Annotated in this window: 19 protein-coding genes and 1 riboswitch; of the genes, 8 read left to right on the plus strand and 11 right to left on the minus strand. The window is 46.8% G+C overall.

The window, feature by feature from the left end; genetic code table 11:
• Entirely contained in the window at nt 1–1,272 is a 1,272-nt protein-coding gene (locus tag QUA43_RS20860; protein WP_333376195.1) for an ATP-binding protein, read from the minus strand.
• A gap of 463 nt (nt 1,273–1,735) precedes the next feature.
• Between QUA43_RS20860 and QUA43_RS20865 the strand changes: the two genes are divergently transcribed.
• Both QUA43_RS20865 and QUA43_RS20870 read left to right on the plus strand, forming a co-directional pair.
• On the plus strand, nt 1,736–4,429 hold the full coding sequence (locus QUA43_RS20865) for an endonuclease MutS2 (RefSeq protein ID WP_333376253.1): 2,694 nt from the start codon (nt 1,736–1,738) through the stop codon (nt 4,427–4,429).
• A 256-nt stretch (nt 4,430–4,685) separates the two neighbouring features.
• Nucleotides 4,686–5,627 carry a site-specific DNA-methyltransferase gene (locus tag QUA43_RS20870; protein ID WP_333376196.1) on the plus strand — a complete coding sequence of 314 codons (942 nt, stop codon included), beginning with the start codon at nt 4,686–4,688 and terminating at the stop codon, nt 5,625–5,627.
• Here the strand turns inward: QUA43_RS20870 and QUA43_RS20875 are convergent.
• Together QUA43_RS20875 and QUA43_RS20880 are read right to left on the minus strand one after the other, a co-directional pair.
• Nucleotides 5,590–6,138, minus strand: coding sequence for a hypothetical protein (locus tag QUA43_RS20875; protein WP_333376197.1), 549 nt, complete (start codon nt 6,136–6,138; stop codon nt 5,590–5,592). The two genes, QUA43_RS20870 and QUA43_RS20875, sit on opposite strands and share 38 nt — an antisense overlap.
• Nucleotides 6,131–6,343, minus strand: coding sequence for a helix-turn-helix transcriptional regulator (locus QUA43_RS20880; RefSeq protein ID WP_333376198.1), 213 nt, complete (start codon nt 6,341–6,343; stop codon nt 6,131–6,133). The genes QUA43_RS20875 and QUA43_RS20880 overlap by 8 nt, the downstream gene beginning before the upstream one ends.
• Nucleotides 6,344–6,727: 384 nt before the next feature.
• On the opposite strand from QUA43_RS20880, the gene QUA43_RS20885 reads away from it, so the two are divergent.
• The gene (locus tag QUA43_RS20885; protein WP_333376199.1) at nt 6,728–7,333 is read left to right on the plus strand and encodes a DUF3038 domain-containing protein; all 606 of its coding nucleotides are present in this window, start codon (nt 6,728–6,730) and stop codon (nt 7,331–7,333) included.
• Between the two features lie 101 nt (nt 7,334–7,434).
• Here QUA43_RS20885 and QUA43_RS20890 read toward each other — a convergent pair whose 3' ends face one another.
• Nucleotides 7,435–7,605, minus strand: a complete 171-nt coding sequence (locus tag QUA43_RS20890; protein WP_333376257.1) for a hypothetical protein — start codon at nt 7,603–7,605, stop codon at nt 7,435–7,437.
• Between QUA43_RS20890 and QUA43_RS20895 the strand changes: the two genes are divergently transcribed.
• Nucleotides 7,553–9,157, plus strand: coding sequence for a DUF4335 domain-containing protein (locus QUA43_RS20895; RefSeq protein ID WP_333376200.1), 1,605 nt, complete (start codon nt 7,553–7,555; stop codon nt 9,155–9,157). The genes QUA43_RS20890 and QUA43_RS20895 overlap by 53 nt on opposite strands.
• 76 nt (nt 9,158–9,233) lie before the next feature.
• On the opposite strand, the gene QUA43_RS20900 is transcribed toward QUA43_RS20895, so the two are convergent.
• Together QUA43_RS20900 and QUA43_RS20905 are read right to left on the minus strand one after the other, a co-directional pair.
• The gene (locus tag QUA43_RS20900; RefSeq protein ID WP_333376201.1) at nt 9,234–10,580 is read right to left on the minus strand and encodes a DUF3370 domain-containing protein; all 1,347 of its coding nucleotides are present in this window, start codon (nt 10,578–10,580) and stop codon (nt 9,234–9,236) included.
• Nucleotides 10,581–10,803: 223 nt separating this feature from the next.
• Nucleotides 10,804–11,727, minus strand: a complete 924-nt coding sequence (locus QUA43_RS20905; protein WP_333376202.1) for a nucleoside hydrolase — start codon at nt 11,725–11,727, stop codon at nt 10,804–10,806.
• Nucleotides 11,728–11,806: 79 nt separating this feature from the next.
• Here QUA43_RS20905 and QUA43_RS20910 point away from each other — a divergent pair, with 79 nt between their 5' ends.
• Both QUA43_RS20910 and QUA43_RS20915 read left to right on the plus strand, forming a co-directional pair.
• The gene (locus QUA43_RS20910; protein WP_333376203.1) at nt 11,807–13,768 is read left to right on the plus strand and encodes a S9 family peptidase; all 1,962 of its coding nucleotides are present in this window, start codon (nt 11,807–11,809) and stop codon (nt 13,766–13,768) included.
• Nucleotides 13,769–14,006: 238 nt separating this feature from the next.
• Entirely contained in the window at nt 14,007–14,225 is a 219-nt protein-coding gene (locus tag QUA43_RS20915; protein WP_333376254.1) for a hypothetical protein, read from the plus strand.
• A 211-nt stretch (nt 14,226–14,436) separates the two neighbouring features.
• On the opposite strand, the gene QUA43_RS20920 is transcribed toward QUA43_RS20915, so the two are convergent.
• From QUA43_RS20920 to QUA43_RS20940, 5 genes are all read right to left on the minus strand, one after another.
• Complete coding sequence (locus QUA43_RS20920) at nt 14,437–15,222, minus strand: universal stress protein (protein ID WP_333376204.1); 786 nt, start codon at nt 15,220–15,222, stop codon at nt 14,437–14,439.
• 46 nt (nt 15,223–15,268) lie between these two features.
• Nucleotides 15,269–16,108 (minus strand): nitrate ABC transporter ATP-binding protein, encoded by an 840-nt coding sequence (locus QUA43_RS20925; protein ID WP_333376205.1) that lies wholly within the window; start codon nt 16,106–16,108, stop codon nt 15,269–15,271.
• Nucleotides 16,109–16,260: 152 nt separating this feature from the next.
• On the minus strand, nt 16,261–17,691 hold the full coding sequence (locus tag QUA43_RS20930) for an ABC transporter substrate-binding protein (protein ID WP_333376206.1): 1,431 nt from the start codon (nt 17,689–17,691) through the stop codon (nt 16,261–16,263).
• A gap of 110 nt (nt 17,692–17,801) precedes the next feature.
• Entirely contained in the window at nt 17,802–18,650 is an 849-nt protein-coding gene (gene ntrB, locus QUA43_RS20935) for a nitrate ABC transporter permease (protein ID WP_333376207.1), read from the minus strand.
• A 99-nt stretch (nt 18,651–18,749) separates the two neighbouring features.
• A riboswitch (cyclic di-AMP (ydaO/yuaA leader) is annotated at nt 18,750–18,962 on the minus strand.
• Nucleotides 18,963–19,088: 126 nt separating this feature from the next.
• Entirely contained in the window at nt 19,089–20,426 is a 1,338-nt protein-coding gene (locus tag QUA43_RS20940) for an ArsB/NhaD family transporter (protein ID WP_333376208.1), read from the minus strand.
• A gap of 207 nt (nt 20,427–20,633) precedes the next feature.
• On the opposite strand from QUA43_RS20940, the gene QUA43_RS20945 reads away from it, so the two are divergent.
• Together QUA43_RS20945 and QUA43_RS20950 are read left to right on the plus strand one after the other, a co-directional pair.
• Entirely contained in the window at nt 20,634–21,917 is a 1,284-nt protein-coding gene (locus QUA43_RS20945) for a HAMP domain-containing sensor histidine kinase (protein ID WP_333376209.1), read from the plus strand.
• Nucleotides 21,918–21,951: 34 nt separating this feature from the next.
• A complete protein-coding gene (locus tag QUA43_RS20950; protein ID WP_333376210.1) occupies nt 21,952–24,105 on the plus strand; it encodes a VWA domain-containing protein in 2,154 nt (717 codons plus the stop codon).
• The last annotated feature ends 3 nt before the right edge of the window (nt 24,106–24,108 follow it).

Consider the following 24,108-nt stretch of genomic DNA (forward strand, 5'->3'; position numbering starts at 1 on the left):
TTAACTGTGACGCAGCGGAATCTCTATCTGAATTTTAGTGCCTTTTCCCGGTTCGGAAAAACACTTGAACACTCCTTTGTGCTGTTCTACAATTATCCGATAGCTGAGAGCAAGTCCCGATGATATGGGTGGTTCCGCAGGTTTTGCTCCCAAAAATGGCTCAGAAATTTGGGCTGTGATATCTTTGCTATGTGCGCTGTCGTTATCAGCAATCTCAATCGAAATCCGCTGAGAATCTACCACCTGAGTGGTAATCAAAATCACAGGCTTAAATTTGATGGATTCCAACTCTTCTAACTCTTGAGCCGACTCTTCCAAACCATCGATCGCGTGATTGATGATATTCAGAAAAGCTTGATTGAGCAGCCCTGCATAACACTCAATCTGTGGCAAATTGCCGAATTGTTTCATCACCTTGATGTCTCGCCTTCCCTCGCGAGCCGGCAAGCGGTGCTGCAATAACAACAGAGTATTTTCTAAACCGTCGGAAACATCAAATAACTGCCAGCCCGATCGATCGCTGCGGGAAAAATCCTGTAGCGACAAGATTATTTGGCGGATGCGATCGCTCCCGGTACGCATGGAACTCACAATTTTTAATAAATCGTCGAGTACGAATTCCACATCCATATCTTGTTGTTTTTGCAGAATTTCCGATCCGGGATTGACTAGCTCTTTTTGATACAATCGCAACAGTTCAATTAAATCGCTAGCGTAGCTTTGGACGTGAGTTAGATTGCTGTAAATAAAAGTAATTGGGTTGTTAATTTCGTGGGCTATCCCAGACACCAATTCGCCCAAACTAGACATTTTTTCATTTTGCAGCATTCGATCGCGCGACCGATCCAATTCTTGCTGGGTGAACTCCAACCGCGCCCTCAACTCGTGCGATCGCTTAGACGCGCGCACCCGCGCCAATAATTCCTGCTTAACTATCGGTTTAAACAGAAAATCGTCAAAGGGCACATCCAATTCTGGAATTTCATCAAATTGCTCCGGTGTTGTCAGCAGAATAAAATAGGCTGCCGCCAATTTTCGTGAAGCGAAGCTATCCCGTAGGGAATCGGCTTTCACCAGCCGGCACACCTCCAAAAAGTTGATTTGAGGCGAAGTCCCGTCGCAAATTATCGCATCGGGGGACAATTCCTTCGCCAAGTCTAAACCCTCCTTGTCGTCGGAAACGACTCTCACCTGATGTCCCTCTTGGCTGAGTAACTCTTGGACAACTTGAAAAGTCACAGTATCCGCGATGATCGCCAGAATCTTTGCCATACTTCTACCACCTCCACAAATTACTTTTTAGGATACAACCGCCAGAATTGCCCTGACAGATTTAAAATTCCAAAAGAGTTCAATTCCCTCAAAAAACCGCCCATCCCCGCTCCCTCAAAACCCAAAATAGCTCATACCATTTTAGATTTTATATTTTAGACTAAAAAATTGGGAATGACTTACTGTATAATAGTTGGGACCTAGCCTAAAGTTGCATATTTTTTGGGAACAGGTATCACGAGAAGGTATAATTTTAGACGGGTAATGCAAAAATGGAAATTTTCTCCTTCGCAATTAATGTTACATCAGAGCTTTCGACCGAAAGACTGCTGAGGGCGATCGCAGATACTTTCTCAAATTGCGCCAGGAAACAATAAAAAACTTTAAAATCAATTAATAGTATCGTTAAATTCACCTTCTCGGTCAGCGCCTGAGAATGCCAATTACCAACACCACCTCAACTTTGATTCAAGCCGAAACACTAGAACTATTAGAATGGCCGCGCCTGTGTCAGCACTTGGCTACCTTCGCGGCCACCAAACTCGGCGTCGCCGCCGCCCTCGACCTCGAAATCCCGGCAACTCAAGCTCAAACAGCCGAACTTCTAGCCCAAACTCAGGAAGCTTATCAGTTAGAGAGCCGCGCTGGCGGTGCTTTGAGTTTTGAAGGAATCCAAGACATCGGCACTTCTCTGCAACGAGCCGAACTCCAAGGTTTGCTCAGCGGCGAAGAATTGCTGGCAATTGCTACTACCCTCGCCGGAGCAAGGCAATTGCGCCGGATAATTGACTCTCAGGCAGATGTGCCGACGCTCAAAGAACTGGCAGCCCAATTGCGGACTTATCCCGAACTAGAGCAAGAAATCCATCGCTGTATAGACGATCGCGCTCAAGTAGCAGACAGAGCCACTCCTAAATTAGCAGGAATTAGAGTTCAAATGCGACAGTTGCGCGATCGCATTTATCAAATATTGCAGGGGATTTTGCAGCGCCAATCCAACGCCGTACAAGAACAGCTAATTACCCAAAGAAGCGGACGCTTTGTCATTCCCGTCAAAGCTCCCCAAAAAGATGCCATACCGGGCATCGTTCACGACTCCTCGGCCAGCGGCGCGACACTGTACGTAGAACCCCACAGCACAGTCAATCTTAACAACCAAATGCGGCAGTTGCTCAGGCAAGAACAAGCCGAAGAAGAAGCAGTCCGCCGCGCCCTCACCGAGCAAGTCGCAGCAGTAAAACCCGATTTAGACAGATTAGTGGTAGTAGTTACAACTTTAGATTTAGCAGCAGCTAAAGCGCGTTATAGTTTTTGGTTGCAAGCAAATCCGCCGAAATTTATCGAATTGGGAGAACCCGAATTAGCACCAAAAAATCCCGAAACAGAAGATGAGGAAAAAGAAGATGAGGAAAACTCAGAAAAAAGTCAATTATTAATTCGCAACCTGCGATCGCAAATTACCCTGCGCCAGTTGCGCCATCCTTTATTAGTTTGGCAGCAACAGCACGAGCAAGGCTTTCCAGTCGTGCCGGTCGATTTAACGATCGGGCCGCACATCCGCGTCGTCGCCATCACAGGCCCCAACACTGGCGGCAAAACTGTCACCCTCAAAACCTTGGGATTGGCAGCTTTAATGGCGAAAGCAGGAATGTTTGTTGCCGCCCGCGAACCCGTAGAATTGCCTTGGTTCGACAATATTTTGGCCGATATTGGTGACGAACAATCTTTGCAGCAAAGTTTGTCTACTTTCTCCGGCCATATCCGCCGCATCAGCCGCATTTTAGAAGTTTTAGGCAATAAATCGCTTGGGGAAGAGGAAGAAAATTCAAACCTTCCAATTACTAATTCCCAACAGCAAGACGAGGAAGTCACAGATACACAGAACACTGTTTCTGCTCTCCCAATTCTCAAACCTAAATTACAAATTCCCCAAGCCCAAATCCCAAATCCCAATTCCCAATTACCAATTCCCAAATCTTTAGTTTTGTTAGACGAAGTAGGAGCGGGGACAGACCCCTCAGAAGGCAGTGCATTGGCGATCGCCCTGTTGCAATACCTCGCCCAACATTCCCTATTAACAGTTGCAACTACCCACTTTGGCGAACTCAAAGCCCTCAAATATCAAGACTCCCGCTTTGAAAATGCCTCAGTAGAATTTGATGACAATTCCATGCAGCCAACCTATCGCTTGCTGTGGGGAATTCCCGGACGTTCCAACGCTCTCACTATTGCCAAAAGACTCGGTTTGCTAACAGAAATAGTCGATCGAGCTCAAACCTATGTCGGGGGAGCCTCTCAAGATGTTAATCAAGTGATTGCTGGACTCGAAGCACAGCGCCGGAAACAGGAAACCAAAGCCAGAGAAGCAACTCAACTGCTACACCAAACCGAAAAACTGCACAGAGAAGTTTCTCAAAAAGCAGCCGCTTTGCAAGAGCGGGAGCGAGAACTAAAAATAGCTCAGGAAGTGGCAGTAAATGAGGCTATCGGGTCGGCCAAATCAGAAATTGCTCAAATCATTCGTCGCTTGCAGTCGGGCAACCAGACGGCTCAAAATGCCCAACAAGCGACAGAAACCTTAAATCAAATTTCCCAAAAACATCTCCCCTCTCGCCAACAACCGGCTAAACCCAAACCGAGTTTTATGCCGAAAGTGGGCGATCGCATCCGCATTCCCAGCTTGGGTCAAACCGCCGAAGTGCTCAGCGGCCCGGACGCTAACGAAGAGTTGAGCGTTCGGTTTGGGATTATGAAAATGACTGTCAAACTAGGAGAAATTGAATCCCTCGACGGTCAAAAACCGGAAACTAAAGCTCAATTAGCCAAGGTTGCAGCCCAAGCACAAGCACTCGCTACCGCTAAAGCCAAGCAAGCAGCGGCGGAACCTGCAAAACCCAATCCCGAAATTGCGATTCGCACTGCTAATAATTCGATCGACTTACGGGGTGCGAGAGTTTCAGACGCAGAAATCGAAATAGACAGAGCTCTTTCCAAAGCCGTGGAATACGGAGTTCTGTGGATAATTCACGGCAAAGGTACGGGACAGTTGCGGCGTGGCGTTCACGAGTTCCTCGCTACTCACCCGCAGGTTTCCCGCTTCGAGCTCGCCAGTCAAAAAGAAGGAGGTGGAGGCGTGACGATCGTCTTTTTGAAGTAGTCAGGATTGAGGTATTTTTGGTGGATTACTAATTATGTGTTTGTCTGCAGCAAAACAAGCTGGAATGAATCTATAATTTGGACTGCCTGTAGCGAGTGTAAATGAGTTGTGATTTTTTTTTAAACGAACCGCGAAGACGCAAAGAACGCGAAGTTCGGAAAGAGAAGAGGGTTTCACGACTCATTTAGATTCACTAGATACTGCAAATGTGGGATAATTTAAATTTGATTTCCCGATCGAACAAACTGCCTGACCAATGAAAAAAAATCCCTCAAATGAAGTTTTGGTTGGCGACTGTCGCGAAGTGATGAAGACATTGCCAGAAAATTATATTTCTGCGTGTATCACTGACCCACCTTATAATTATGAATTTATTGGTCATAAATGGGATGACTCAGAAATTCAAAGGCGTATTGAAAGAGTCAATGGCAAGGGAAATAAAACCCTTGTTAAAAACATTCCCTATGGCAGTGGTTTAGCAGGTGGAGTCAGAAACGAAAAATGGTATCAAAGGAATCGCAACAATACTCTGGATTATGAAAAGTGGTGCTTTGAGTGGGGTGAACAGCTTTTTCGGATCTGCAAACCGGGTGCGACAGTTTTAGTTTTCAACAGCACACGGACTGTTGCTCACGTACAAGTTGCACTTGAAAGTGCTGGTTTCTATGCGAGAGATATTCTTGTTTATAAAAGATCGAGTGGTATCCCTAAAGGTGTCAATATCAAACAACAGTTAGAGAAGAAAGGATATGAAAACTCTGAACAATGGGATGGTTGGCACAGTTGTTTGAGGAACGAATGGGAAGCAATCTGCGTACTTCAAAAACCACTGGTCAATAATTACTTGGAAACTCTACAGGAGTATGGTACTGGTCTATTTTATACTAAAGATCAGTTCGGTGGTTTTCAGTCCAATATTTTAGAAGGTATACAGCGTGAGAAAACCGAGGAGTTTAACGTCCATTGCACAGTTAAACCAATCGCTCTCATGAGAAAGTTGGTCGAAATATTTGTACCGCGTTTGGAAAACTCTATTCTAATAGATCCTTTCGCAGGATCTGGAACCACATTGCTGGCGGCGCAAGAATTTGGCATTAGGTATGTTGGCATTGAAATAGTACCTGACTACATAGAGATTATTAACAAGCGCCTTGATAGTTTCAGCGGTATACAGGGAATTCTCCCACTTTTTCAATAAGAAATGACTTTAAATCAAACCCGCTTATTGTTGTTATGAACTCAAACGAATCGTCGCCTGTGTAAACTTTCCAAGTCCCTACTTTGCACGCTGTAATAGCTGCGGGTAAATTATCTTTTCTAAGAATCAAAAATACGGGTTCGTAATTATAAGTACGAAGTAGTGGGCCATAAGATTTGAACTTTTTCAGGGTTCCAGAGTCTCCTGACCCAATACGATATTTTGTATCTATTGCGTACCCATCAACAATCAGATCGCACGGCTCATCGCTTCCAACTTTAAATGCTGGCTGAAAGCTACTGCAATATGTTTTACACGTTTCAGTAACTAACAACTGCCAACACATACCTAACTCACGTCCCCAATATTGCCTATTTTCTTTTTTTATAAGTGGAGAAACACCAAACACATCCATTAAAATATCATGTTCTTCATTCTCTTCTGCATAAATTTTTTCGGTAAATGAGTTTTGGTATCTTGCTAAAATTTGCTCTAGTCTTCTTTCAGTCATCAGAAGTTACCAGCTCAGCTAGACTAACTGATAATGCCTTGGCTATTTTGCTGGCATTAAGTAGCGTTATATTCCTTTCACCTCGTTCAACTGAACCAATATAGGTGCGATGTAATTCAGATAGTTCTGCAAGCCGATCTTGGGAAAGATTTCTGAGCTTTCGGAAATGTCTAACTTTTTTACCAAATTGCTCCGTAATATCCATAGAGGGCGCCAGATGAAGCAATGACAACTATAATCTGACAGACTATAAGTAGCGACAGACTATAAGTAGCATTCGAGAGCGCTAGGATCTTGGCATTGATATAAGTCCCGATAGTTTCAAAGCACTGATTTGATTTCGGTCACTCTGCGGCGTAGCATGGTTAGGGGTAAAAATCTATGGGTTTTGCCGATTGCGATCGATCGAACTTGAAACCGCAACTTTTCACCCGCAACTCCGTCCAGTAGTTAGGATTGCCGGAATCAAAGCAACGAGCTATGGAGACAAATTAACAGATGTGCTGTTGCCCACAGGCCGCAAAGCTTTAATCACTGCATACTGTTTGATATCCTGCCTCAACCAGTCTTAATTTCCCGTGCTGAAGCCATGCGCTCGACCGTAAAGTCCTCCGCTCCCACAAACGAAACGGGCCCATCTCCCAACTGGGCAGAATTGACCCAAAAAGCACCAGAACCTACCCAGTTGGACAACATTAAAGCCCAACTGGATTTAGTGCTGTTAGCCCTAGAAGCACTGGCAGAAATTGGCTCAGAGGCGATGCTCAAGGTAGCAGCCGAACTGAATTTAGAGCCAATGGTAGCCGATCGGGTAGCTTTGTGGCGGCTGCGCCAATCTAACCCGCTGCGGAAAGGCCAGGGAGGGCGCAAAAAACTTGATGTGGAGGAAGCTCGATCGCTCGTTTTGATAAGCTGTCATTTGGCCTCACAGCACCAAGCTTTAATCCGCCGCGCTGTTGCTTTGCTGGAACAAATGGCCGAGCAAAACCGCGAACCTCACACCATCGCTTTGCTGGGAGATTATATTGACAGGTTCAGCAACACTTATGGCTCGCGCATGGAAGATGCAGAAAATTTATCGGCCCGAGAGTTGACTGATTTGGCCCTCAAACTCCTGATCGATTTGCTGTTTTACAGCAGTCCCGGCGGCCACCGCCGCCTCTGGCTGGCTCTTCTAGACCGTGCTAAAAATTAAGCTAAGCATCATGGGAACGAGAATGACAAAGATCCGGAACAGGCAAGATGCCTGTTCCACAACAAATAAATTTTTGGGTGGAACAGGCATCTTGCCTGTTGCTAAAACAGCTTGTTGAGAATAGTGCCAAATATCAGATAAAACATAGTTATTCCCTCTTCCTTCTTCCTTCTTCCTTCTTCCTTCTTCCTTCTTCCTTCTTCCTTCTTCCTTCCTGCTATGGTTCTCAAACGGTACACGCCCCCCACTTGCACGCTGGAAATTACAGCCAAAAGTTCGCCTCTATCTCGCTGGGCGGGCCAACCGGTGTTTAAATCTTTAAGTTTTGAGCTGCGACTCGACGACCCCAGGCTGCCAGATACCGAACACGTTACTCTCAGGGGCGATCGAATTCAACTCGAAACCCTCCACGAAGCTGTTAGCAACTACGTCCAAAACTTGCTCGGCGCATCCCGCGATTGGGACAGCAACCTCAACGCTCAAACCGGCCGTATCCCTGCGGGCCCAGACTCGCCAGAAGCCGCGCGTAATGCCGTTATATTCGATCGAGCCGCCAACAGTTCCGAACTAGCAAATTCCAACCCCTACTCTCTCCCAACTTCCTACCTTCCGGTTCCCCCCCGCTTAGAACCTCGTGGCTTGCTCGCCCACAACTTGTTTTTAGGCTCTTTGAGCGCCGCTGAATCCGGGCCAGTAGTTCCCTTGAGCACCCTGCAACTGTTTGACTTGGCCACAGCACTAGATGACTGCGCCGCCGAAGTGATGGCGCTTCCCAACCTCAACCGTGAGTCCCGACGGCCGCTGTCCTCACCCTGGCTCAAGGTGGCAGCATTGCTGGTCGCTAGCGCGGGCCTGACGACAGGAACTATCAAAATGCTCGATCGGGCCGCCACCTCCCCGCAAACCGCCACAGCCCCCGCCACAGCCCCCGCCAATCCACCATTGAGCACCGCCCCCGGAAACCCCCAGCTAGCTGCAGGCGTTTCCCCCAGTCCAGTTCCCCCCCTACCGACACCCCCAGCACCAACACCTGCCGCCACACCCGGTTTACCGCCCCTGCCGCCCCCGCCCATCAACACCGCCACCTCCCCCAGCCCCAGCTTGCCCCCCATCGCCCTCGCCCCAACTCCAGCCACCAACAAACCCAGCCCCATCCAGCAGCCACCCCTGCTATTTCCCGCCAATGGCAGCGCAGCCAGCGCCCCACAGAGCGCCCCAGCTTTCCCTCAAGGGCAAACAATCACAATTCCCGCCCCCGAAGAACCATCCATTTCCGCCCCCCAAGCACCCGCACCAGTACCCTACGTGCTGCCCCCCCTACCGCCGAGACTAGCTCCCGCCGTACCGCCCCCCCTGCCGCCCTCCCTGTCGGCTTCCCGATTTCCCGTTCCCCCGCCCCAAACCTTCCCCAGCCCCATCGAGCCGATTGTCCCTCCCGCCAGTACCGAACTCCCAGCCCTTGAGGATGCTCAACCAACCGCCGAGTCTGAGGACAACAACCAGGCCGCGGCCAGCAGAAAAAACCGCACTTTATTTGATACAATTCCTCAAGTTTCAGAAGCTAGAACTTACTTTGAGGAACGCTGGAAGCCTCCTGAAGGAATGGAACAAACTTTGGAATACAGCGTGCTGATCGATGAAAATGGTTCAGTTGAAACTATTATGCCGATGGGAAAAGCAGCAGCAGATTATATCGAGCAAATTAATATGCCATTAGCAGGCGAGCCGTTTGTTTCTGCCGTTTCTAATGGAAAAAACCCAAAAATTAGAGTGGTTTTGAGACCGAACGGTCGAGTACAAACCTTTTTGGAAGAGAGCGATTAAACGCTCTCAAACACATTGTCGAGATGGGAAATCCCCGTTAATTGCTAATGTTAAATGAGTTCAAATAAAATCAAATTTAATTTGTTTTTACTGTCAAAACTTGCGGCGGCGACGCATCGGGCGGATAAATAAAATCCACTTCTACAAGCCGCTTTTCTCCCGATTTCATCTCTAATTTTACCAAAGGTTCCCCCTGCTGTCCCCGCCGCTGGACTAAATGCACGTAGCGAGTTTGAGGCACTTTATTGTCATCAGTATATCGCACTCGAACCGTCCCCCTAAAAAAAGTTTGTGGTGCCGGAGGTTCTAAAAAACTAAGTCCTCCTGAAGTTAATTTGTCTGTCTTAATTGGAGTTTGAATTGCGACAGTTACAGTTTGATTGTTGCTGGTAGAATTGTACAGCGGCAAGCTGAGACTGTATTGAATTCCGTAATTGCCGTGGGCGCGGTATGCTGTATCTTGGTAGCGGACTAGCATTCTCGCACTTTGCACTTGGTTTGTGCCCAGCATTCCGCGCGGGAGGCTGCTTAATGGGTAGGAAAATGCTGTTCCGGGTTGGGGAATTGCTAGGTTTGAGGTGGCGGGGTTGTCTGAGAGAAGTGCTCGCCATTGTGAACCTAATGCTACACCGGCAACTCGGCCGTAAATTAGTTGACCTTCGGTGATTTCCGGCGGTGTGGGAGTTCGATCGCGCGGCCCGGCTATATTACCATTGTCTAATAAGTTTTGCCATTCTGCTAAGTTGGGCGATCGCTCGTTTCCCTGTGCGTCAACTCGGGCAAACATCGCCAGACTGGCAACATAGACTGTACCATCGCTGCGTAACCGCATCAAGGTCGATCGACCGTTTAGCGGCGGTACCAATTCCCGCACCGGTATCGGATGATTCATCAACAGTTCGCTTTTTCCCGGTGGAATAATTAACTGCGGATCAAAGTCAGACTGTCTCCTTCCTCTGAGAATATCATTCACAGCGCGGCTTCCCGGCCCCGCGTAAATATTACTGTTTGAATTATCGACTTGCGGCGGCAATTCAATAAAAGGTGCATCGGGTTGACTGAGATAACTCGCAGCTTGCAATATATCTAATCTTACTGGTTTATTGCCCGGATTATAAACAATTACTCCTTGATACAATGTTCGCAAATCTTCCGGGGAAGGTGCGCGGGCTATGTGGTGGGCAAATATGTCGAAACGTCCTTGAAACGGAAAGTTTAAATGTGCCGCCGGAAATCTTTTCCCATCTGGGGGAAATGTCGAAAGTAAAATTCCTTCTTGCAGCACTAATTCTGGACTATTGCTGTTAAATACTGGTATGTTGTCTAACTGTCCGGGGAGAGGTCGCACTTCTTGGATTTGAACTTTTTCTTGAGGTGCGGGAGGGGTTTGGGCTAAGGGGATAATTGATAGAATTGGCAGCATTTTTTGAGATGAGTTTTTTTTTACCGCAGAGGGCGCAGAGGAAGAGAAGAGGAGGTAATACCATTTTTCTAAAGATGTGCTATGGATGAAGTCTTAGCCCCCCCTTAATAAGGGGGGGTTGGGGGGGTAATATCTAGCGCTACTTTATGAAATTGGTATAAATATTTGTGTCAGGGGGGTTTTGTACGGAGATTTTGCCCACTTCTAGCAGATATTGGGATTTTTACTTCGCCCACTGTTCTAATATGTAATTGTAAAATTTGGCTGTGTCTACTTTGTCCATTGCTTGAATTTTTCGCCCTCCCGTTTTAACTTTTGTGCGTCCTTGGCTGATGCCTTGGGTAATAATTTCGGTTTCCCATTCTCGCAGTTGGTAAAATTCTGGATGCGCTAAATAAGCAGTTGCCAAAATATCCCAAAAGTAGTAATCTTGAGATATTGCGAGGGCATAACACTGTCCTGCTAAGTCGGAAATTGGATATTTGCGCTGTTTTGCTAAGAGATTGGAAAATTCTACAGTCAGCGGTACATTATTAGTGATATCTAAAGGACACATGACAACGGGAATTTGTGTTTGCCAAATTCTCTCGATTGCTATCGGGTCCCAGTAAGCATTCCATTCCGCCGACATATCTTGTCCGGGTTCCATATCTTTGCTAACATTGCCGATAACATTGAGTGCGCCTCCCATCCAGACAATTTCTTGAATTTTGCTTTCAATTTCAGGCGCAATATCTAAAGCTTGCGCTACTGTTGTTAAGGGCCCCGTTATCATTAATGTGACGGGTGCGGCTGCATCTTGCAAAACTCGCACCATAAAGTTTTGTCCGGGTTCTGATATTAACGGCGTGTCAATGGTTCCTTTTTCATTTAGAATGGGAAGTCGATCAACTGCAAAGGAATCTCGCCGAAATAACACCGGAAATGGATTCAGTCCCCGCACGGTACTCGCCGCCACCGGAACTTCTGAACGCCCCATCAAATCGAGGATTTTGCGCGTTGCACTCACCGCCGGTTGAATGTAGCAGTCCGCAGGAGTTACAATTACTCCCAGAGTTTCGACTTCCTCCATTGTCATCAGCAACACGACTGAGAGATAGTCGTCAACTGCACCGTCGTGATCCATTAGTACGAGTTTTTTGGACATTTTGCTTCCCCGGTGACTGAATTAGTGTAAAGTACAAATATAAATTTATTTGTGCATCAAACACAACAGCCTTAACTATATGAATACAGTATCACCTTACGGCTCTTGGAAATCACCTATTTCTTCCGATTTAATTGTTTCTGGAACTGTCGGACTCGGACAAATTGCGATTGACGGCGATGATATTTACTGGGTTGAGGGAAGGCCTTCGGAAGCGGGGAGAAGCGTCCTCGTGCGGCGCAGTCCTGATGGTAAAATCAGCGACGTAACACCGCATCCTTTTAATGTTCGCACTCGCGTTAACGAATACGGCGGCGCTTCCTTTGCAGTTGCTGGCGGTGTTGTCTATTTCTCTCATTTTGCTGACCAACGTATTTATGTTCAAACATTAAATTCTCAACCCGAACCTCTGACTCCTACTGCTAATTCTCGCTATGCAGATGCGATAGTTGACAAGCAAAGAAATCGCCTGATTTGCGTGCGCGAAGACCATGCAGGTGAGGGCGAACCTGTCAATACTATTGTTAGCATTAATTTAGATAACGGCGAAGATATTCAAATCTTAACTCAGGGCAATGATTTTTATGCTTCCCCTCGTTTAAGTCCAGACGGTTCTCTACTTTCCTGGATTTGTTGGAACCATCCAAATATGCCGTGGGATGGCACAGAATTGTGGGTGGCAGAAATTAATGCTGACGGTTCTTTAGGTGAAAAATACTTAGTTGCTGGCGGGGTTGAGGAGTCGATTTTTCAACCGGAATGGTCGCCGGATGGAGTTTTGTATTTTGTTTCTGACAAGTCGAACTGGTGGAATTTCTACCGCTGGCAATCTAGAACCCCCCTCAATCCCCCCTTGGTAAGGGGGGAAGCAGAGATAGAAACCAGCTTGTGCGAAATGGCGGCTGAATTCGGACTTCCTCAGTGGGTTTTTGGAATGTCTACTTATGCCGTTGTCTCGGAAAGCAAAATTATTTGCACCTACACTCAGCAAGGCAAGTGGCATTTAGCGAGTCTGGATTTAACGACCAAGCAGTTGACAACAATTGAAACGCCTTACACTGATATTTCATCGGTCAAAGCGCGGGGAGAAACTGTGGTTTTTCTGGCTGGTTCGCCGACTGAATCTACTGCTATTGTACAATTAAATTTAGCAACAAGTCAACGCTCTATCTTGCGCCAAGCGAGCAATTTAAGCATCAATCCGGGTTATCTTTCTGTACCGGAACCGATTGAGTTTCCCACGGAAAACAATTTGACTGCTTTCGGTTTCTTTTATCCTCCGAAAAATCAAGATTTTGCAGCGCCTGCGGGTGAAAAACCGCCGCTTGTTGTGAAAAGTCACGGCGGCCCAACTGCTGCTACTTCTAGCAGCATGAATTTGAAAATTCAATATTGGACGAGTCGCGGTTTTGCCGTGCTCGATGTTAATTACGGCGGCAGCACTGGTTACGGCCGAGAATACAGAAAAAGACTGCAAGATAGTTGGGGAATTGTCGATGTTGACGACTGCGCTAACGGTGCTAAATATTTAGCTCAAAAAGGTTTAGTTGATGGCGAAAGAATGGCGATCGCCGGAGGCAGCGCAGGGGGGTACACCACTCTGTGCGCTCTTACTTTCCGCGATGTGTTTAAGGCCGGTGCGAGCTATTATGGAGTTAGCGATTTGGAAGCTTTGGCAACGGATACTCACAAGTTTGAAGCGCGCTATCTGGATGGATTAATCGGGCCTTATCCTGAAAGAAAAGATTTGTATGTAAATCGTTCGCCGATTCATTCCGCCGAACGTTTATCTTGTCCCGTTATCTTTTTTCAAGGATTAGAAGATAAAGTGGTTCCGCCTAATCAAGCGGAAATGATGGTAGAGATATTGAAAGCTAAAGGTTTGCCGGTTGCTTATGTTGCTTATGAAGGGGAACAGCACGGTTTTCGCCGCGCTGAAAATATCAAAAGAACTCTTGACGGTGAATTCTATTTCTATTCGCGGGTGTTTAAGTTTGAGTTAGCTGAACCTGTGGAGGAAGTCCAGATTTACAATCTTTAGAAAAAATTAAGTTTGCAGTTGCTATGTCTTCGCTCAACGGCAACTGCAATTTTTCAGCATAATTCGTAAATATGGAATGTGATGTAGTTCACAAACTTTGATGTTTACTATCACAGTTTTTTGCTGTTTATTGTCACAGTTTTTAAGGCCATACACTGACAAAATTTTAGAGTGCGATCGCCTTGTGTTGTTGCAAAAACGCCCGATCGCGCGATCGTCGAGTAGAGAGTCAATTACTATGCAAACTCCTGTCCACCTGATTCCATCTGCTTTGGGCGAGCTGTTTGCCGAAGTGAATCATAATGGCTACATTACTCTAGCCGATAGGTACGGTTTGATGGCTGCTATTTTCGACGAGACTTTGAATGAGGAAGACAAACGCTCGATCGATCGGCTGCTGCGCTCTGTGTGCCGGGGAAGGATAAAATTAGTTAACGAACTGTCTATGATCAGATAAGTGCCGATAATTTTCCTTGACGATAATTTTTAAAATCTCCACAATCAAAAAAAGTCCTAATTGTCTCATAATTAGGACTGCGAGCGAGGAAACCATTTTTAATTTTTGATCGATATAGAACTTACGAAAAAAAAGGTTGGGCGCGCGAATTATAGTCGTAGGGTGCGCTGCACCTTACATAATTAGATTCTGGCCCAACAAGTGAACAAGTTTAACGTGCAGGTATAGTTGTCGCCAACTGTAACTTGCTCAAATTTTCTTCAGGCTGAACATCCATCTGAGAGCTGAGTGCCGAAGGAATCCCGAGTACGCAGCACGGAAAATTATTGCCTAGTTCCCTAACCAGCCGATGGTTGCCAGAACCACAGCCCAAGAACAGTAAATTTGCTGATTCTAATTCAACCACATTTCTCAGTTCTGTAGCAACCTGCCCGATGCGTAAATGAGCTTTGAATAAACCGCGCCATTCCTCAGCCAAACAGCGCGCTTGCCACAGCAACTTATCTGCTACCTCGTACTCATTATTTTGACCATAAATTGCTTGGAAATAATGCGGATCAATCCAAGTTTTTTGCTGGGATACCGATGGGATTTCGGTCGGTAAAGCGAACCCAGGCGCTGCACAATTAAGGGCGAATGTTTCCTCTAAATCAGACACTTTCTGCTGTGCCGCCAAGGCATTTGCTACAGCAAGTTTGCAAGTATCTTCACCGTAATTTTTTGGCGCTTCGTCGATCACGTATACGACTTGAACTGTGACTTCTTGAGTTGTTACTAAACGAGTTTGATGCGCCATCCAAAGGGTAATATCCAGAGCTATTTGACTTTTGGGAGAACTATTGTAACCGACAATAAAATTGATGGTTTTTGTCGGTTTTGTAGCTTGTGATTTCTGATATGTTTGAAATTGTGGCTCCGGGAGCAACACCATTTCTTCTGCTAAATTTTGGTATCCCAATGCACTTTCAAAACGCGCTAACATTGTTTTGAGATTCACAGGCTTGACCTCTCTTAAGTGAATTGTTTTGTCTGTCCGTCGGGCGTTACTCGTCTTGGGTAAAGTAGCGATCGAGAAAATTCAAAGCATAGTTGCGGAGTTCGTAATAATCCTTCGATTCCCGCAACTCCTGGCGATCGCGCGGGTGCGAAAACGGCACTGACAAAATTTCACCTATCGTCGCAGCCGGGCCGTTTGTCATCAGCACAATGCGATCGGACATATATATAGCTTCATCCACATCGTGAGTAATCATCATTGCAGCTTGTCTGTGATTTTCCCAGATGTCCAGCACCTGTTTCTGCAACTTGCCACGAGTCAGAGCATCCAGCGCTCCAAACGGTTCGTCCATTAATAACATTTTCGGTCGAATCGCCAAAGCTCGCGCAATTCCAACTCGCTGTTTCATGCCCCCTGAAATTTCGTCTGGATATTTATCGGCTGCTGCCGTTAAGTTTACCATTGCTAGGTGTTCGTTGACAAGACTAATCTTCTCGGAACGGCTAAGACTTTGCAAAACTTCATCAACTGCCAGCCGAATATTTTCCCGCACCGTCAGCCAAGGCAGCAATCCGTAGTGCTGAAATACCATCATGCGATCGGCTCCAGGTTTGCGAATTTCTTTTCCTTCCAATGTCACCATTCCCCGGCTCTGTTTTTCCAAACCAGCCACTATTTTTAGCAGTGTTGATTTGCCACAGCCAGAATGACCGATTACCGAAATAAATTCGTTTTCTCCAATACTTAAGTTGATATTTTCCAAGACGCTAAATTCTGTACCGTCACCATTTTTATACGACTTGAACAAGTTGTTAATTTCCAGAAATTCAGGCTGCTTCTTGACTTGGCTGCTGGCTTCGATAGAAGTAGAAAAGTATTGAGTCATGGTATTCTCCTTAAAAGTAGTAAAGTGTTAATTTGATTTCCTTCCGGTAGCGTAATTCCTAAAATCTTTTAGTCGGTTTCAACCGACTTTAGCTATAAGAGGGGGAATTCATTCCCTGGCGGGACATTAGGAAAAGTGCAACATCTCAAACATTAAGACTGAAAAAAAGACTGAGGGCGGTTGGCTCGAATTTCAAAACTATTCAAATAACCCACCGGATCGCTAGGATCAAATGCCTTTTGATCAATAAAAAGTTCCGCAGGTTCCACTTTGTAATCCTCCTGGGGACAATCGATCGCCATTTCGGCAACAATCTGGCGGTAAAGGTCGGTTTTCCAAGCTTTTTTAGCTAATTTCTCAGCATTTTTTGGCACTTCTTTAATCTGTCCCCAGCGAGCGGCTTGAGTCATCAACCAAATACTCTGAGACTGCCACATAAATGTTGAATGATTTCCCGGTATTTGAGGCAAATTCTTAGGAATGTCATAGAAAATAGTTGCATCTTCCGATTGTATGATGCGGTCTTTTTCGTCAAACCCTCCATAGTTGTAGTCGCCAACTATTGCTGGTCGCGTAAATTTGTCGATCGCCCCTTTTTTCGGTCTCGCCCCCGTAAACGATCGCTCAGTCAGCAGCGCCGATATTTCACTGCGATTTTCCGGCTTGCTGCAATACTGACAAGCTTCCACCATTGCCTTAACCAGCGAGTAATAAGTCTTCGGATTTTCGTCAATGAATGATTGCATTACTCCCAAAAGGCGATCGGGATGTCCCAGCCAAACTTCCTTGCCTTGCACGAAAGTAAAACCCACTCCCAAATTGCCTTGAATTGCCCGCGTATTCCAAGGTTCGGCCACCATGTAAGCCTGCATGGCGCCAATCCTGATGTTCGTTACCATCTGCGGCGGCGGCACAATAATTACCCGAAATTCTTTGAACGGATCGACACCCGCAGCCGCCGATATGTAGCGGACAAAGTATTCGTAAATCGAAGAACTCAGAACCACTGCCCAAACTCTGTTTTCCGACGGCTGACTGTCAAAAAAGGCTCGAAATTGTTTGCCAAATTCTTCCAAATTGCCGTTGTATTCGTGCCACGGGCGCAAACCGAAATCCCACATAGCTTTGTTCATCGTCATGGCGTTGCCGTGGCGGTGAATTGTCATTGCGGCGCACAGGGGTGCGTGGCGCGCTCCTTCGGCGCCAATCCGGGCGTTTGTGACGGCGCCGGATACGACTGGGGAGGCGTCGAGGCGGCCGAAGATTACGCCGTCGCGGGAGGTTGCCCAGCTTGCTTCGCGGTTGAGTGTGACGTTTAAACCGTATTTGCGGAAAAAGCCTTTTTTCCAGGCGATCGCAAATGGTGCACAATCGTTAACTGGGACGTATCCTACGGTTAAATTGGGTTTTTCTAAGGTTCGGGAATCGACCACCGGCTTTACGGCTGAGGCTTCTTCTGTGAGTCCTTTTGCCGATCGATCCGCGCTAATTCCACAACCAGATAAAGCCATTCCCGCCACCGCCGAGCCCATTCCTTGCAAAAACTCGCGGCGCTTCCATTCATTGGAAAACTTGTCACTCATATTTAATTTGACTAATGACTGTTAACTGTTGACTGTTGACTGTTGACTGTTGACTGTTAAGTGTTGACAACTGACAACTGCTTTCCTAACAACTGCAAACTGCAAACTGACTAATGATTAATGACCGATCGATGCGTTACCAATTCCTGAACTTTGTCAACTGCAGCGTCGAGCAACAATCCAGTTATGCCAATTACAAACACCGCTAAAAATACCGAACTCAGGTTCAAACGGCTCCACTCATCCCACACAAAAAAGCCAATTCCTACACCGCCTGTCAGCATTTCCACCGCCACAATCACCAGCCAAGCAATCCCTAAACTAATCCGCAAACCTGTAAAAATGTATGGCAAACTCGCCGGCCAAATTATCTTGGTAATCCGCCTCCAGCGCGGCATTTCCAACACTCGCGCTACATCCAGATAATCCTTGGAAACGTTAGAAACTCCCAAAGCTGTGTTGATAATTGTCGGCCACAAAGACGTGATGAATATGACAAAAATTGCCGACGGCTCTGCTAAATTAAAAATTGATAAAGCTATGGGCAGCCAAGCTAGCGGCGACACCGGTTTGAAGATTTGAATCAGCGGATTGAGCGCCATCATTGCCGGTTTCGACATCCCGATCAGAAATCCCACGGGAATCGCAACTGCTGCACCCAGGAAAAACCCCACCAACACCCGCCGCAAACTCGCTAGCAGCAGCCAGCCAATGCCTAAATCTCCCGGCCCGCGCTGGTAAAATGGATGCAATATGTAATCTAAATTAGCTATTAACGCCTGATACGGAGTGGGAATCAAATCGCTGTTGAAGCTGGCAACAATCCACCACAAGCCAAGAATTCCCAAAAAACCCGCAGCAGGTAACAAAACAGCATCTCGGATGACAACGGGTTTTACACGCTTCCACGTTGCAACTCCTGCAAGTACGATCGCAGATAAATTAAGCTGTATGAACATTTTAATCTCCTTCAGAGTCAGGGCAGGTACAAGAATCTTGAACAATACCAACCTGAGACACTGACGAAGCCAAACTATCTTGTTCAGAAAGTTGGCTTTTCAGTCTCTTCTCAATGCCTGCGAAGTTAGCTGACGGGCTAGGACTGAGAGATGTCCTTCTCCTTAGATTTCAAAATCAAAAATTACACTCAAATTTGGCAATTTTTAACTTTGCTTTTTAATTCTGTAGAGATTCGCCCCGAAAATTGGTTCCTCCGCTCCAGCCACACGCTTGGTTTGATCGCGCCATGCTGGATTAGGCTTGACTTTTTAAGCCAATTTAACACAAGTTATCACGAGCATTTCATTTTGTCAATATGTCTTTAGGAGTAGCTATTGGCGATTTTAGATACTTTGCTATTACCAATCAATTTTTATTCCTCCCTCTTCCTTCTTCCTTCAAATCAGAAACCGAATCGTTACATAAACAGCCGCAGCCACCAATTGCAACGCCATCACAGGCAGCCCGTAACGCAGAAAAGTTTGAAAAGAAATCCGGCGTCCGTGCTGTTCAGAAATTCCCGCCGCCACTATATTAGAAGAAGCTCCTACCAAAGTGCCATTTCCGCCTAAAGTTGCTCCATACATCATCGCATAAAACAGCGGCAGCACAGCAGGTGGAAACTGCCCTGCAAAATCCGGCGCCAACACCTCTGGCGATGCGAGCCCGACATTGACAACATACTGTTTTAGCAGGGGCACCATCGCCACTACCAGCGGAATATTTGGCACCACGCTCGACATCAAACCCACAAAAAATAACAAAACTAAAGAACCAAGAAAAATATTTTTACCTAAAATCACTGCTAATATGCCAGATATATTGCCGATTACTCCGGTTTTTTCTAAACCGCCAATCAGCACAAAGATAGACATAAAAAATAGCAGCGTGCTCCAATCTAAATCCCGCAAAATATTATTAACAGAATCAATTTGGGAATGGTGAGCTAAAAGCATTGCCAAAGCAGCCCCCAACAAAGCAACGGCTGCCGGTGAAATAGGCACGGGCAGAGACTCTCCTATTACAAAAAATGTCAGCACGAAAGCTATAATTAAGCCACCCACTGCTAAGACTCGGGGGTGATTGATTTTTGGGCGCGGCAAATGTTCCAAATCGTCTAAGTTCTTGTGCCAAATTTCGCGGAACAGCCAAGGTAACATAACTACTATCACTCCTACTGCAATTGCCCCGCCCAAACTTAACTTTACCAGGTAATCTGCAAAGCTCATGTTAATAGCATCGCCGACAATGAATGTCGCCGGATCGCCCACGATTGTCAGCAGTCCCGAACTGTTAGCCACAAATACCATTAAAATCAGTAACGGCACAAAATCTACACCGACTTCTTCTGCCATTGGCGGAATTAATGGTGCTAGCAGCATGACTGTCGTGGCATTGGGCAAAACTGCACAAATTGGGGTAGTAATCGCAACAATACCCAGCAAGAGATTTTTGCCTTTGCCTTTAGCCAAAAGCACCATTTGAGTTGCCAAGTATTCAAATACTTTGGTAGGCTCAAAGGCTCTCACCATTACCATGACTCCGAAAAATAAGCCCAGCGTGGCGTGACTGCGACCGATATATTCTATCGCGTTGTTTAACGTCATCACGTGGGTAAAAACCAGAATCACCGCTCCCAGAAATGCCGCAACTGTGAGGTGTATCCATTCTGTAATTATTAAGAAAATTACACATATAAATGTTGTTGCAGCAATCACAGCTTGCACGTTTTCCATTTAGTCCCCTGAAAAAAATAAAACTTAAAAATTAAAAACTCTCGGTTCGAGTGAATATACTACTTTCTGGCTCTTCTGTCAATAAATTTAAGTGCTAATTTTGGCAGCAACAAGCTGGGAGCGACTCATCAAGATCTCTCCGGCACAGGGAAAAAATCACCTCAAAACTACTTCTTTTGGCAGGGTCGCGATCGCCCGAAGTTTGATATGGCAATCTGGCGATCGCTCAACTACAATGAAGCATGGGCAATCTCTGCCAAACTCAACCCCCACGCAGACATCATGGACTACAGCCAAGTGCTCGCCGACAAAACCGATATTATCGTCAAGAACTGGATTGAAGCAGTTCGTCAGGATCGGAAAATTGAAACCGCTGAGGCCTTACCGCACTCAGCAATCGAAAATCACATACCTCACCTGCTGGTGGCGATGGTCACAGTGCTTTCCCAATATCAAAACAGCGAAATAAAACTAATAATTGAAGCCAGTTTAGATCACGGATTTCTCAGAGCAGAACAAGGCTACGACGCAGCAGAAGTAGCCCGCGAATACCACTTATTGCGTCAAGTAATATTCTCGCAGTTAGAATCAGAATTGCTAGCAGGAACCACCGCCGACGTATTCAGAGCTGTTAGGCTGATAGATGCCGTAGTAGACGAAGCAATTGCCCAGTGTTTCAAGAGCTACGTCGCTCAGAGGCTGCAGGAACTTCAACAAATCCAAACTCAGTTACAACTCACCAATCAAGAACTCTCTCGCCTGGTCAGCGTCAATCAAGAAAACGTCTACCATTTGGCTCACGAACTCAAAACTCCTCTCAACTCAATTATTGGTTATTCCGAACTATTCCTGCGAAAAGAAAAATGGCAATCTGAAGTCAAAGATACCCTCCCCGGCATCGAACACATCGAGCGAGTATTGCGTAACGGCAGACAGTTGCTCCGCATGATTAATGACACGCTAGAACTTTCTCGCGCCGATGCCGGAAAAATTAAACTTAACCTGCAGCGAACTAATGTACGATCGGTAATTAACACCGTAGTAGAAATGATGCAGCCAATTGCTGATGCAAAAGGACTAAAGCTCGCTGTTACCAGCGACTGCGGCCCAACACAAGTAATCTCCGACTCTGGGCGGCTGCAACAAATTCTGATCAACCTGCTGAGCAATGCCATTCGCTATACAGAATCTGGTAGCATCGAATTAAGTTGCCACCCTGCAGGAGAAGGAAATTGGGCGATCGCAATTACAGATACCGGCATTGGCATCGCCCCCGAAGATACAAAGCGCATCTTTGACCCCTTCTTTCAAGCAGGAGAAGCCGGTAAACAGCTCTTTCCCACCGAAAGCACAGGCCTGGGATTAGCAATAGTATCGCGGCTCGTCACGCTGCTGCAAGGCAAAATCGAGTTAGTATCAGAAATAGGAGTCGGCTCAACTTTTACCGTGATTCTGCCGCAAGAAGTTAAAATACTCCAAGAAGTAAGCTAAACATTAAGTTCAAATTTTTACATCCGAAAATCCTATGCCCGCAGCCAACCTTAGCCCTTCCACCACAGCCTTTCCCCTCACCGCCGTAGTCGGGCAAGAAGCAATCAAACTAGCCCTGCTTTTAGCAGCAGTCGATCCCGGATTGGGAGGAGTGGCGATCGCAGGCCGCCGCGGTACAGCAAAATCAGTAATGGCCCGCGCCTTGCACTCCTTACTGCCACCCATTGAAATTGTTAAAGATTCTTTTTGCAACGCCGAACCTAATGAAATTCTTGCAGAACAGGCATCAGGCTTGTTACCAGAAAATGGCGGGCAAGATGCTCACACCACCGATACTAATTCCCCAAATACAGAAATAATTCCCACACCATTCATTCAAATTCCTTTGGGTGTCACAGAAGACAGACTCTTAGGTTCAGTTGATGTCGAACAATCAGTGAAATTCGGCCAAACCGTATTTCAACCCGGACTCTTGGCCCAAGCAAATCGAGGTGTACTATATGTAGACGAAATTAACCTCCTCGACGACAACATTTCCAACCAATTGCTAACAGTATTAACCGAAGGGCGCAACCAAATAGAGCGCGAAGGCATTAGCTTCCAACACCCCTGCAAACCTCTATTTATCGCCACCTACAACCCCGAAGAAGGGCCGCTAAGAGAACATTTGCTCGATCGCATCGCGATCGTACTTTCAGCCGACGCAGCACTCGAAATAGAAGAAAGAGTCTATGCAGTAGAACAAGCTTTATCCTACTCCAGCTCCCCCCAAGAATTTCTCAATCAATACAGCGAAGACACCGACAACCTCAAAACCCAAATCATCCTAGCCAGAGAATGGCTCAAAGATGTCAGCATTAAACGCGAACAAATTGCCTACCTAGTAGAAGAAGCCATCCGAGGTGGCGTTCAAGGACACCGCGCCGAAATATTCGCAGTCCGCGTCGCCAAAGCCGCCGCCGCCATCGAAGGACGCACAGAAGTTAACGCCGAAGACCTGCGCCGCGCCGTAGAATTAGTCATCGTACCCCGCGCCACCATCATCCAAACTCCCCCAGACGAAAACTCTCCTCCTCCTCCCCCCCCACCGCCTCCCCAAAAGCAGTCAGAACAAGAACAAGACGAACCAGAAAACGAGCAAGAAGACGAAGAAGACCAAGAGGATGAAGACAACCCGGAACCTGAAGAAGAACCAGAAAAAGATACCATTCCCGAAGAATTTCTCTTCGACCCCGAAGGCGTAATTCTCGACCCCAGCGTGCTTTTATTCGCCCAACAATCCGCCAACAAACAAGGCAAATCCGGCAGCCGCAGCACCATTTTCTCGGAAGATAGAGGCCGTTACGTCAAGCCAGTATTGCCCAAAGGCCCCGTCCGCCGCATCGCCGTTGACGCCACCCTCAGAGCCGCCGCACCCTACCAAAAAGCCCGTCGCGACAGGAATTCTAACCCCCCCCAACCCCCCCTTAGTAAGGGGGGGCAAGAAGCGAGTCAACCCCCCCTTAGTAAGGGGGGGCAAGGGGGGGTTGAGCGCCGTGTATTTGTGGAACAGGGAGACATTCGGGCGAAGCGCTTGGCCAGAAAAGCTGGAGCTTTAGTCGTATTTGTCGTCGATGCCTCCGGTTCGATGGCCCTCAACCGGATGCAGTCGGCCAAAGGTGCAGTCATGCAGCTACTGACAGAAGCTTATCAAAGCCGCGACCAAGTTGCTCTGATTCCCTTTCGCGGAGAACAAGCAGAAGTGCTGCTACCGCCGACTCGCTCCATAGCCTTGGCCCGCAAGCGTTTGGAACGTTTGCCCTGTGGTGGCGGTTCCCCCCTGGCCCACGGTTTGACTCAAGCCGTGCGCGTCGGAGTCAACGCGCGGCAGTCTGGAGATATCGGTCAAGTGGCGATTGTCGCCATTACCGACGGACGCGGTAATATTCCTTTGGCTCGTTCTTTGGGCGAACCGATTGTAGATGGAGAAAAGCCTGATATTAAGCAGGAATTGTTAGAAATTGCTGCCAAAATTCGTGGTTTGGGAATGCAGTTGCTGGTGATTGATACCGAGAGCAAGTTTATTTCGACTGGCTTTGCGAAGGAATTAGCCAAGACTTCTGGAGGGAAATACTATCACTTGCCGAAAGCTACCGAACAGTCGATCGCAGCTATGACTAAAAATGCTCTGCGCGACGCGATCGGCTAAAAT

Source organism: Microcoleus sp. N9_B4 (assembly GCF_036701635.1).
In the GTDB taxonomy this organism is placed as follows: domain Bacteria; phylum Cyanobacteriota; class Cyanobacteriia; order Cyanobacteriales; family Microcoleaceae; genus Microcoleus.